This is a genomic window from Bacillus sp. FJAT-27001 (genome assembly GCF_019039175.1).
Classification (GTDB): Bacteria; Bacillota; Bacilli; order Bacillales; family Bacillaceae; genus Bacillus; species Bacillus velezensis.
Map to the genome: position 1 here is coordinate 37,746 of NZ_JAHOAA010000001.1, position 13,663 is coordinate 51,408.

At 49.6% G+C, this 13,663-nt stretch carries 3 protein-coding genes; all 3 read left to right on the forward strand.

Annotated features, from left to right (window positions below):
* Window positions 1–3,562: amino acid adenylation domain-containing protein (locus BGM27_RS20455; RefSeq protein WP_254122719.1), on the forward strand; the 3,562-nt coding region annotated here is incomplete at its 5' end.
* A gap of 25 nt (window positions 3,563–3,587) precedes the next feature.
* Complete coding sequence (locus BGM27_RS00145) at window positions 3,588–11,285, forward strand: non-ribosomal peptide synthetase (protein ID WP_038462199.1); 7,698 nt, start codon at window positions 3,588–3,590, stop codon at window positions 11,283–11,285.
* A 15-nt stretch (window positions 11,286–11,300) separates the two neighbouring features.
* Window positions 11,301–13,663: non-ribosomal peptide synthetase (locus tag BGM27_RS00150; RefSeq protein ID WP_217031192.1), on the forward strand; the 2,363-nt coding region annotated here is incomplete at its 3' end.

Sequence of the window (13,663 nt, forward strand, 5' to 3'; positions counted from 1 at the left end):
ACGGCTCGGGGTGCAGCGGGACATGAGCCGCAATCCGCTGTTTGATGCGATGTTTATTCTTCAGAATATGGAGCGAGAAGAGATAAATCTGGCCGGTCTGAAGGTGTCACGATCAGAACATACCGAACATGATGTATCAAGTTTTGACCTGACCTTATCAGCGGCTGAATCCGATGGAAACATCCGCTTTGAAATGGAATTCAGCACCGAGCTTTTTATGAAAGAAACGATTGAACGCTGGATGGGCCACTTACTGAATCTCTTGCGCCATGTTGCCGCCGAACCGGAAGTCACACTATCGAAAGCTGACATTTTGGATGAAGAAGAAAAACAAAAGTTACTGATTGAGTTTAATAACACACAAACCGAATTCATGGAAAAACACAAACTGTTTCACCAGTTGTTTGAAGAGAAAGCAGAAGAAACGCCTCATCAGACCGCTGTTATTGAAGGAACACAACAGATCAGCTATTCGCAGCTTAATGAGCGGGCAAATCGGCTTGCGCGAACATTACACAAAAATGGATTCGGTCCGGGAAAAAGAGCAGCTATATTGGCAAACCGTTCGATTGAAGCGATCGTCAGTGTTCTTGCCGTCATGAAATCGGGAGGGGCGTATATACCGGTTGACTCCCATTATCCTGAGGAACGGATTCGCTATTTATTAAAAGACAGCGCGGCATCCGTCTTGATGGTGCAGTCAGAATACAAAGAACTTGCTTCACAGCTGACGGATCACAATTTATTTCTCATTCAGCTTGATCATGAAGATCAATACGATATTTGTGCAAAGAATATTCAGCCGGCAGCGTCACCGGATGATACTGCATATATCATATATACTTCGGGAACAACGGGAACGCCGAAGGGAGTCGAAGTCAGAAATCGCAGCTTTACGCATGCAGCACTTGCATGGCGCAGGATTTATGAGCTTGATCTTATACCGGTCAGAGTGCTGCAGATGGCGAGTTTCTCATTTGATGTATTTTCAGGAGATCTTGCACGCGCCCTGCTAAACGGGGGAACGCTTGTCATTTGTCCGGATGACGTCCGGCTTGAGCCGCAACAGCTTTATCGGCTCATTGATCAGCACCGTATCACGTTTATGGAGTCGACACCCGCGCTGGTAGTTCCGTTTATGGAATATATATATCGCCGGAAGCTCGCGCTGCAAAGTGTAAAAATACTGGTACTGGGTTCAGATATGATCAAGTCGCAGGATTTTTATACGCTTCATGAACGCTTCGGAAAAGAAATGCGGATCATTAACAGCTACGGTGTAACAGAAGCGACAATTGATTCTTCGTATTATGAAGCCGAAATGAGCGAAGAGCCGCGGGAAGATGATGTGCCGATCGGTGTTCCGCTTCCGAATGTGCAAATGTACGTCTTAAACAAAGACAAACAGGTCCAGCCGATCGGCGTTTTCGGAGAGCTGTATATCGGGGGCGCCGGCGTCGCAAAAGGATATTGGGGACAGCCTGAGCTGACAGAGGACGCATTCAGTGACCCGTTACAAACGGGAGAAACGCTTTACAGAACCGGAGATCAGGCTTGCTGGCTGCCGGATGGTACTCTTCGTTTTCAAGGGCGGATTGATAAGCAGGTAAAAATCAGAGGCTACAGAATTGAGACGGGAGAAATTGAAAGTGTGCTTTTGAAACACGATCAAGTCAAAGAAGCGGCTGTTACCGTGATGAAAGATGCCGAAGGACAAGCCCGATTAGCGGCATATATCGTTCCTAAAGAGGCCGATATCTCATCACTTCGCCAGTCTCTTATGCAGGAGCTCCCGGCTTATATGATGCCGTCTCATATTATCGGTTTAGACAGCATGCCCCTGACACTGAACGGCAAACTTGATAAATCGGCACTGCCGGCAGAAGAGATACATTCAACACAGGCATTTGTCGCGCCCGGCGATGAAAAACAGGAGATGTTATGCCGGATTTGGGAAGATGTGCTTCATGTTCAGAAAGCGGGAATTCATCACTCTTTCTTTGAGCTTGGGGGAGATTCCATTAAGGCGCTTCAAGTGTCAGCCCGACTCGCCGGAGAAGGCTGGAACATGTCGATCCGCGATTTGTTTCAGTTCCCGACGATTGCAGAACTCGCGAAGCACCTCACGCCGGCTGTTGCAACGGCTGATCAGGGGCCGATAGAAGGAAGCGCTCCGCTGACACCGATCCAGCAGAGATTTTTTGAGGAGCCGGGTGCGTTTGAGCTTCATTATAACCAATCAGTCATGCTGTGCAGTGAAGACAGCCTCGAAATAGATGCGCTGTATCAGGCGGTTTGCGCGCTGACAGAACATCATGATGCGCTGCGAATGACTTTCACTGAAAATGAGCATGGGGAAGTTGTTCAATATAATCGCGGAATCACAGAGCAGCATGAAGAAATATTTACGCTTAACGTCATAGATATTTCAGAAGAAACGCAGCCCGAAAAACGGATAGCCGCTGAGGAAAAAGAAATACAGCAGGCTATGCGTCTTGATCAGGGGCCTCTGCTTCATCTCGGAGTGTTCCGTCAGAAGGAAGCCGACCATCTTCTTATAACGATTCATCATCTTATCGTGGACGGCGTGTCATGGAGGATATTGCTTGAAGATCTGCAGACAGCTTATCAGCAGGCATTGGACGGCAAACAAATCGAACTGCCGCCGAAAAGCGATTCTTATATAAAGTATGCCGAAGAACTTTTTGACATTTCCAAAAGCAAAGCATTGCTGGAGGAAGCCGCATACTGGGACAGCGTGATGTCTAGTGAAACAGCGCCGCTGCCGAAAATAACTGATGAAAACGCCGGACGATTGCAGGAAAACGCGCGCACTGCATCGTGGATATTAAGCAGCGAAGTCACGAAACAGCTGCTGTTGGAAACACAGCAGGCATACGGAACGGATGTTCATGAATTGCTTTTAACGGCGCTTGGAATGGCGCTTCATGAGTGGACGGGTTCCGAACAGATCCTTATCAGCACTGAGGGGCACGGGCGCCAGGGGCATATGCCTGACATTGATATGTCAAGAACGGCAGGATGGTTTACATCTGTTTACCCGGTGCTTTTGGATATGAGAGTGCCGGACGGCTCAGGCGAAAAAACCGCTCACAGCATAAAGACGGTAAAAGACATGATGAGACGGGTTCCTCATCACGGAACCGGCTACGGGCTGCTGAGATATTCGCGAAACATTCTTTATAAAGACCCAGAAATAAGCTTTAACTATCTCGGTGCGTTTGACGGTCTTGAGGGAACGCTGAAGATGTCACCGTTCAAGCCGCAGCATGATATAGCGGCCGGGCGCATCCGCGAGTTTGATCTGGATATTAACGCGATGGTGGCGGCCGGGCAACTGGAGGTAAAAGCCGTTTATACCGATGTATTTGCACCGGGGGCAATCGAGTTCTTCATGAATCGTTTCCATACTCACCTCGAGGACATCATCGCCCACTGTTCCGGCAAGAAAGAGCGGGAAAAAACATTAACGGATTACAGCCATACAGAATTGACCGCTCAAGCACTATCAAGCATTGAAGATCTCGTAAAAGGACTTTAATTTCATAAAAAGGTGTGTGGCATTCGTGACACAAGCGACAGAAATTCAAGATATTTACCCTTTATCATATATGCAGGAAGGCATGCTGTTTCATTCGCTTCTGGATTCCGGATCAAACGCATATGTCGAGCAGATTTCGTTTACAGTCAGCGGGGATTTATGCATTGATACATTCCAAAAAAGTCTGGATATGCTTGTCAGCCGTTATGATATTTTCAGAACGATTTTCATAAAAGAAGTGCCTGACCTTGAAGGGCCGCAGCAGGTTGTCCTTTCACGCCGTGACACAGCCGTACAGACTGAGAACATTTCAGACTATTCGGAAGAACGGCAGCAAAGCATCATTGAGGAATTCAAGGAAACCGACCGGCATAAGGGGTTTGATCTGCAAAAAGGCCCCTTAATGCGCCTGACTCTTTTTCAAACGGGAGAAAACAGCCATACGTGCGTTTGGACTCACCATCACATTATGATGGACGGCTGGAGCTTGGGCATTGTGCTGAAAGATTTCTTCAGCATGTATTATGCGAACCGGAACGGGCGGCCTGTAAACCTCGGCAGTCCGGCTCCGTACAGCTCTTATATCAAATGGCTCCGAAGCCGGAATAAAGAAGAAACGTCAGCGTTCTGGTCGCGCTGCTTGGAAGATTACGGAGAAGTCGTTTCCGTTCCGCAAACGAAGAATAAGCCGGCGCAAAACGGTTATGCATCTGAGCATTTTCAATTTTCCCTTGAGTCTGAAACCGTGCAAAAGCTGACAGACATTGCCCGAAGCACCGGGGTCACGCTGAATACTTTATTTACGAGCATTTGGGGACTGCTTCTCCACCGTTACAACGGCACTGAAGATGCGGTATTCGGTTCAGTTGTTTCCGGCAGGCCGTCAGCTATCGACGGCATCGAATCAATGGCCGGACTGTTTATCAATACCGTGCCGGTAAGGGTGCGCGCGGCTGGGGATATGACTTTTTCTTCTCTTCTCAAAAAGGTGCAAAAAGAGTCACTCGCTGCGGAAGAGCACAGCTATTATCCGCTTTATGACATCCAAAACGAAAGCGGCCTGCAAAAAGATCTATTGAACCACATCCTGGTTTTTGAGAATTATCCGGTTCAGATGCAGACTGCGGTAAACGGCTGGAAGCAAACCGAAAGCAGTGCGCTCTCACTTGAAAACTTTTCGATGGCGGAAGAAACCAATTACGATCTTAACGTCGTCATCGTTCCGGGAGAAGAGTTTTATGTGAAATTCAGCTACAATGCGGGCATCTACGATCGGGAAGACATGAAACGGATCAAAGGGCATATTCTGGAGGTCATCTCCTGTGTAACGGAAGATCCGGACAGGCTTTTATCAAGCATCAGTCTCGTGCCTCCGGAGGAAGAAGCCTTGATTCATTCGTTTAACGAAACGAACCGTCCATACCCTGAGACAACCGTTCATGGGCTGTTTGAAGAACAGGCGGCAAAAACGCCTGACCAAGAGGCGTTGAGATATAACGGGGTAAGCTGGAGCTACAAGAAATTAAATCAGCGGGCGAATCAGATTGCGCATGCGTTAAGGGAAAAAGGCGCACGCCCCGACCAGATCACCGCTGTTATGCTGCGCCGATCAATGAGTACGGTTGCCGCTCTGCTCGGAATTTGGAAGTCGGGCAGCGCCTATATGCCGATTGATGCGGAATTCCCGCCTGAACGGATTTCATTTTTACTGAGAGACAGTGAAGCCTCACTGCTCGTGACCGAAAAGGACCTGCTCCCCCTCATTCCGCCGCATTTCAAGGGCAGCGTCGTCATCATGGAGGAAACGGTTTCCCAGCAGACCGCACCGCTTCCGCCGGTATCTGACAGCGGAAATTGGGCGTATGTCATTTACACCTCCGGAACGACAGGCCGGCCGAAAGGGGTGCTTGTACAACACAAAGCGATCAGCAATACATTGCAATGGCGGCGTGAAGAATACGGGATGACAGAAGGGGACATAGCGCTTCATCTTTTTTCATACGTATTTGACGGGTCATTAACGAGTCTTTTCACTCCGCTTCTGTCGGGCGCCTGTGTATTGTTAACTGATGAAGATGATGCGAAAGACGTCCTTTCAATAAAACAGAAAATCACCCGCCACGGAGTGAGCCATCTTCTGATCGTTCCGTCTCTGTATCGCGTTCTGCTTGATTCGCTGACGAAAAAAGATGCAGAGACACTTCGGGCGGTGACATTTGCCGGGGAAGCGGCCACTCCTGATATCGTGGAAGCGAGCCGCGGCATATGCCCGAATGCCGAGCTGCTGAATGAATACGGCCCGACGGAAAACAGTGTGGCCACGACGATTCTGCGCAACCTGCAAAAAAGCAGCCGGATTACGATCGGGCGCCCGATTGCCAACACTTCTGTCTATATGATGCACGGAGATCGGCTGCAGCCGGTCGGAGCCGTCGGTGAACTGTGTATTTCCGGAAAAGGTCTGGCGGATGGATATTTTCAGCAAAAAGAGCTGACGGGCAAAGTCTTTACCCCTCATCCGTTTCGTGAAGGTGAACGGCTGTACAGAACGGGAGATGCAGCCCGATTTTTACCGGACGGAACGATTGAATATATGGGACGCTTTGACGATCAGGTGAAGGTAAGAGGTTACAGAATTGAATTAGGAGAAATCGAAACGGCACTCAGAAGTCTGTCCGGGGTAAAAGAGGCGGCAGTCACCGTGCGCAAAATGGCGGACGGGGAACAGGAGCTTGCAGCTTATGTCGTACTGGAAAATGCGGGTGTGACATTTAAACCGCACGCTGAATTGGCCGGGAGATTACCTGCTTATATGATACCGGGAAGCTTTACCAAATTAACGGAAATGCCGCTGTCTGTGAGCGGAAAACTTGATCGGGCCGCACTTCCTGAGCCGAAAGAAACCGAGAGAACCGGTGATTATCAAGCTCCGCGCACAATGCTTGAGACTGAGCTGCTGTCTATTTGGCAAGAAGTGCTGAAACGGGAACACATCAGTATGAGAGATGATTTCTTCCAAATCGGCGGACAGTCGCTGAAAGCCGCGTCGCTTGTTTCAAACATACATAAACGGCTGCAAATTGAACTTGCCGTCCGCCATGTTTTTGAACATCCGACCATCGAGAGCATGGCCCGCTTCCTTGAACAGAGGAAAAGAGGAGAATATGCAGAAATCACGCCTGCTGTGGCAAAGGACTTGTACCCGCTATCTTTTGCGCAAAAAAGGCTCTATGCCCTTCATCAGCTTGCGGCGGACAGCACGGGCTATCATATGCCCGCTTGTCTGGAACTGAGCGGCAGACTCAACCGGGATCGTCTGCACGAAGCCTTTTCAGCGCTGTTACAAAGGCATGAAGCGTTACGCACATCATTTGTTTTACGAAACGGGGAGCCGATGCAGCACATACATTCACATGTCGATCTTGACCTCACAGAGATTCACATGCCATCCGGGAACCTTCTTCAAGAGGTGATGGAAACTTTCGTCAAACCGTTTGACGTGGAAAAAGCGCCGCTTTTGAGAGTGACTTTAGCCAAAGTTACTGAAGAACGTCATTTTCTGCTGCTTGATATGCATCATCTTATCGCAGATGGTGTGTCAATGAGCGTTCTGATTCAAGAATTGACGGATTTATACAGAGGAAAGGAGTTGCGGCCGTTAAAACTCCAGTACAAAGATTTTTCCGTCTGGCAGCATGAGCGGTTTGCCGCTGAAGAATTCAAAAGACATGAGCGTTATTGGCTGGAGACGATCGGGGAAAACATTCCCGTACTTGATCTGCCGCTCGATAAAAAGCGCCCGCAGCTTCCTGATTTCAGCGGGTCCGCGGTTCGAACGCGCCTTCAAAAGGAAACGGCGGAGAACTTGCGCCAGCTCATGGATGAGACGGGTTCGACACTGTATATGATTCTTTTGGCAAGCTACTCCTTGTTCCTTTCTAAATTGAGCGGGCAGGAAGACATTGTCGTCGGTTCACCTGCGGCCGGCAGAAGCCGCGCTGAGCTTGACGGGGTCATCGGCATGTTTGTAAATACCGTGGCAATGAGAAGCAGGCCGAAAGGGGATAAGACATTCCGCGCTTATTTAGAAGAGGTGAAAATGCTCGCCCTCGGCGCGGCCGAACATCAGGACTTCCCGTTTGAAGAACTTGCCCAAAAGCTTGATACACACCGGGAAGTCAATCGCAATCCGCTGTTTGATGCCATGCTCGTTTTGCAAAACAGTGATGATTTCGAAGTGAACCTTCCAGGCTTATCCGTTTCTTCACATGCAGTGAAGCATGACATTTCAAAATTCGACTTGACGCTTCATGCCGAGGAACGGCCGGATGGCTCACTGGATTTTCATTTTGAATACAGTACCGCGTTGTTTGAAAAAGATACGATCGAACGGTGGGCCGGTCATTTTAAAGAGCTTTTAGGACAAATCGCAGCGGATTACGAACGGAAGCTGTCTGACATTCATTTGCTGGGCATAAACGAGCGGCAGATGCTTCTTCAAGCGGAAAATCAAACGGCGGAGTATCCGAGGCATGAAACGATTGTCAGTTTATTCGAAGCACAGGCGGAAAAAATGCCGGATCAAATTGCAGCCGTCATGTCTCATGAGCGTCTCACCTACCGCGAGCTCAATGAAAAGGCGGATCGAATCGCCGATATGCTGTCGGAAAACGGCATCCGCTCCGGACAGATTGTCGGATTTATGACCGAACGATCTCCGGATATGCTGATTGGGATTCTCGGTATTTTAAAAGCGGGAGGAGCTTATCTGCCGATTGATCCTGACTATCCGGACGAGCGGATTTCATTTATGCTGACTGACAGCGGCGCGCGTGTTCTGTTGACGCAATCGGGTCTTGGGATATCCGGAATGGACGGGCTGCCGGTTTTATACATCGATAAGCCTGAATCCGTTTCAGCAGACAGAACGAAAGAAATAATAACGCCTGAACAGCCGGCTTACGTGATTTACACATCGGGCACAACCGGAAAACCGAAAGGCGTTATGACGGAACACCGCAATGTCATCAGCCTTATCACACATAAAGGACTGCCGTTTGATTTCGGCTCTGAAGACGTCTGGACGCTGTTCCATTCCTATTGCTTTGATTTTTCTGTCTGGGAAATATTCGGCGCGCTCTTATACGGCGGAAAGGTAGTTATCGTGCCGAAAGACACAGCCCGTGATCCGCATTTGTACCGGCAGCTGCTGCAAAGTGAAGGCGTAACGGTGCTGAACCAAACGCCGACGGCTTTTTCCGGACTCATTCATGAAGAGGCCGGGCATACGGACAAGCTGAAGCTTCGATATGTCATTTTCGGCGGAGAAGCGCTTCAGCCCGGCATACTGAAAAGCTGGAAAGAGAAGTACCCGGAGACGGAGCTTGTTAATATGTACGGTATTACGGAAACCACGGTTCACGTCACATGCAAAAAACTGAATATGGATGATATTGAGAGAAACAAAAGCAATATCGGCAGACCGCTGGAAACCCTTCATGCTTTTGTTATGGACGCCTATATGAATCCGCAGCCGATCGGAATTCCCGGTGAGCTTTATATCGGCGGGGAAGGCGTCGCGAGGGGATATGTAAACAGGGATGATTTAACCGCCTCCCGTTTCATCACGAATCCGCACGTTTCCGGCATGCGGCTCTACCGGACGGGTGATATCGCCAAAAGGCTCTCAAATGGCGAGCTGGAATATGTCGGGCGGAAAGATGCGCAAGTAAAAGTCAGAGGCCACAGAATTGAGCTGGGAGAAATTAAATCAGCGCTGCAAGAGCTTTCCTCCGTGAAAGAGACCGCCGTGATCACACGTGCTGATCAGCACGGTCAGCACTCCATTTACGCATACGCGGTCTTACACGGGAACGAAAAGATAAAAGAAGCAGAGATTCAGGCCTCTCTCAGAGCTTTTCTGCCGGAATATATGATTCCCGCCCGCTTGATAGCGCTTGATGAACTGCCTTTGACGGCGAATGGGAAGCTGGACGAGAAGGCGCTCCCGCAACCTGAATTAAATGATAGCCTTGGAAATGATATCAGCCTGAGAAATGAAACTGAAGAAATGATGGCTGACATTTGGGAAGAACTCTTAGGTGTTGAAGGCCTCGGTCCCAATGCTCATTTCTTCCATCTCGGCGGGGATTCGATTAAAGCGCTGCAAGTATGTGCGAGGCTGAAACAGCAGGGCTATGAAACGACCGTCCGCGAGCTGTTCGAGCATCAGACACTGGGAGAAGTATCGATGCGGCTCCGGAAAGTCCGCCGCGTGATTGATCAGGCTCCCGTCACGGGAGACGTTCCGCTGACGCCGATCCAGCACTGGTTCTTGTCGCAATCATTGCCACATGATCATTTTAATCAGTCGGTTATGCTCCGCAGTGCGGACAGAATCAATGAATCTGCTATGAGAAAAGCGTTGGCACAGCTTGCGGTTCATCATGACGCATTACGGATGGTATGCGGCACGCAAAACGGATCGGTGATTCAATATAACAGAGCGGAAAAGCTTTCTGAAGAAGAACTCTTTACGTTTGAAACGCTTGACGTGAGAGGGAAAGGGTCATTACAAGAGGAGCACGCCGCAATTGAACAGGCGGCCGCCCGTATTCAAACTTCCATTCGGCTGGAGACGGGTCCGCTCGTAGCTGTCGGATTATTTCACGCTAATGATGGCGATCATCTGCTGCTTTCCATTCATCACCTTGTCATTGACGGGGTGTCATGGCGGATTTTATTTGAAGATCTCACCGCATGCTACAGGCAGGCGCTCGAAGGAAAAGAAACCGCGCTTCCGGCAAAAACCGATTCCTATCAGACTTACGCGAAGCAAATCTCTGATTATGCAAAAAGCCGCCGGCTGTTACAGGAAGCAGACTACTGGTCCGAAAGAGAAAGAGCGGCGGTCGAACCGCTTCCGAAAGATGCCCGCATCTCTTCCAATCTTCTGAAAGATACAGATGTGATGACCGTTACATTGACAAAACAGGAGACTGAGCAGCTGTTAATGGAAGCGAACAGAGCATACACAACAGAGACGGGTGAATTATTGATTGCCGCGTTAAGCCTTGCGCTGAACAGATGGACCGGAAACGAGACATTCAAAATCAGCATGGAAGGCCACGGAAGGGAAGAGCACTTGGAGCATCTTGATATCAGCAGAACCATCGGCTGGTTTACGTCAATTTATCCGGTATTGGTTGACGCAAGTTTTCAAGATCAGGCTGATGACGGCGAGCGGCTCGGCTATCACATTAAGCGGACAAAAGACATGATGCGCCGCATTCCGCATAAAGGAGCGGGATACGGGGTGCTGAAGTATATAAGCAAACTCTGGGAAGAGACTGAATCCGATTCTCCTGAAATCAGTTTTAACTATCTAGGGCAGTTTGACAGGGAGATCCGTTCCAGCGGCTTTGGTGTTTCTCCCGTAAAAGCGGGAAATGAAGTCAGCCCAGACTGGGAACGTCCGTACACACTTGATATCAGCGGCTCCGTATCGTCGGAATGTCTCAGCATGCATGTCGTGTACAACCGTTTTCAGTATCAAAAAGAAACGATTGAAGTTTTGACGGGATATTTTCATGCCTTTCTCAAGCAGATCATCTCGCATTGCACAGGCAAAGAGGAGCGTGAATGGAGCGCCGCTGATTTCAGTGACGAGGAGTTAACGCTGGAAGATCTGAGTGACATTATGGGAGCCGTCAACAAACTATAGAAAAGGAGTGGCGCAATGGGGCAGCAACCGGAAATACAAGATATATATCCTTTATCTTTTATGCAGGAGGGCATGCTTTTTCATTCTCTGTTGGATCATGACTCAAGAGCCTACTTCGAACAAGCGGTGTTTACGATCAACGGACAGCTTGACCGGGAACGATTCCAAAAAAGTATAGATGCTGTTTTTGAACGATTCGATATTTTCCGTACGACATTTATTCATAAGAATGTGGCGAAGCCCCGCCAAGTCGTGTTGAAAAACAGGCCGAGCCGCGTTCAGTTTCATGATATTTCTCATTTGGACGAGAAGGCACAAGACAAATATACCGACCGGTTCAGAAAAGAAGATAAAGATAAAGGCTTTGATTTGCAATCAGACCCTCTCATGAGAGTCTCCATTTTGAAAAAAGCGCCTGAACGCTATGTTTGTATCTGGAGCCATCATCATATCGTCATGGACGGCTGGTGCTTCGGGATTGTCATGAAGGAATTTCTGATGATCTATCAATCTCTCGGAGACGGGCGGCTCCCGTCTCTCGAGCCTGTTCAGCCATATGGTAAGTATATTAAATGGCTCATGAAGCAGGATCGTAAAGAAGCCGAGATTTTTTGGAAAACGAGACTTGCCGATCTTGAGCAATCGGCGTCTCTTCCGAAAAAATCCGCGGAACCAAATGGCGAACTTGAGCAGGCGGTTTTCACCATTTCTGAAGAGCAGACAAATGAGCTGAAGAACATTGCGGCAAGGGCGGGAGCAACGCTGAATACAGTGTTCCAGGCACTGTGGGGCATGTTGCTGCAGCGTGTCAGCCGCTGTGATGACGCCGTTTTCGGTTCTGTCGTTTCCGGCCGGCCGTCGGATCTCGCAGGCGTGGAAAAAATGGTGGGACTGTTTATTAATACGATTCCCGTGCGGGTGAAAAGCGGTTCATTTTCTTTTCTGGAGCTCGTCAGGCATTTGCAGCAGGAGACGCTGCAAGCAGAAGCGTACAGCTATTATCCGCTGTATGACATTCAAGCGCAAAGCCCTTTGAAGCAAGCGCTGTTTGACCACATTATCGTGTTTGAAAATGTGCCGGCCCAGCGTGAAATTGAAAATGTGAGTCAGGCCGGTTCATTTGATTTTGCGGTAGAAGATTTCACGATGGAGGAAGTCACAAACTACGGATGCAGCATAAAGGTGATTCCGGGAAATTCTCTTTATATCCGCTTAAACTTTGATACCGGTATATACGACAGCGTTTTTATGAAGAATATCGAAACATTTTTACGGCATATGATGAATTCAGTCATCTCCGATCCTGAAATTTGCGCCTCCGAGATCGCATTGCTTGATGCGCGTGAAGCCAGAAGTATGCTGGATGCGTTTAACCGTACAGAAACGGTTGAACCGCCGGCTCCGACGCTTCACGGACTGTTTGCCCGCCGCGCCGCGCTTTCGCCGCATCGTCCGGCGCTCCGTTTTCCGGGCGGTATGCTGACGTACGCCGAGCTCGATCAGTACACGGACAGGCTCGCTGTTTGGCTCCGCCAAAAAGGCATCCGCAAAGAAAGCATGGTCGGCGTACTCGCTGAACGCTCGCCGGAGATGGTGGTTTCAGTGCTTGCCGTGTTAAAAGCGGGCGGCGCCTACGTGCCGCTTGACCCGGAGTATCCTGAGGACAGGCTGCGTTATATGCTCGATGACTGCGGCGCTTGTATCCTGCTTGCACAGCCGGGGTTATCCGTTTCCGGTTTTTCCGGCGAGACGCTTGAAGTGTCTCTTTCTTCTCTGACAGGCGAGACGGAGACAGGGGCTGTCTCTGAAGAAGCGGATAGCGATTCGCTCGCTTATATCATTTATACGTCCGGTTCGACGGGAACACCGAAGGGAGTGGCTGTTGAACACCGTCAGGCCACCGCCTTTTTATCCGGCATGCAAGGGCAGTTCCCGTTGACGGAAGAGGATATTATCGTGATGAAATCATCCTTTTCTTTCGATGCTTCCATCTGGCAATTGTTTTGGTGGACGATGTCCGGCGCCTCCGTGTATCTGCTTCCTGCCGGCTGGGAGAAAGATCCTGTGCGGATGATTGAAGCGTTTGCCTCAGAAAAGGTGACGACCGCGCATTTTATTCCGGCGATGGTCAACAGCTTTTTAGACGCGCTGGAAACAGAGCCTGAGGAAACAAGAACACGCCTCGGCAGAACCTTGACACGCGTGTTTGCCGGAGGGGAAGCTCTTTCACCGCTTACGGCTGCCCGGTTTGCCGATCTTCTGCCGGAGACCGTGCTTATTCACGGCTACGGGCCGACGGAAGCGACGGTTGATGCGGCGTTTTACGTCTGTGACCGAAAACGGGACAGCGGACGGACGCGGCTTCCGATTGGTAAACC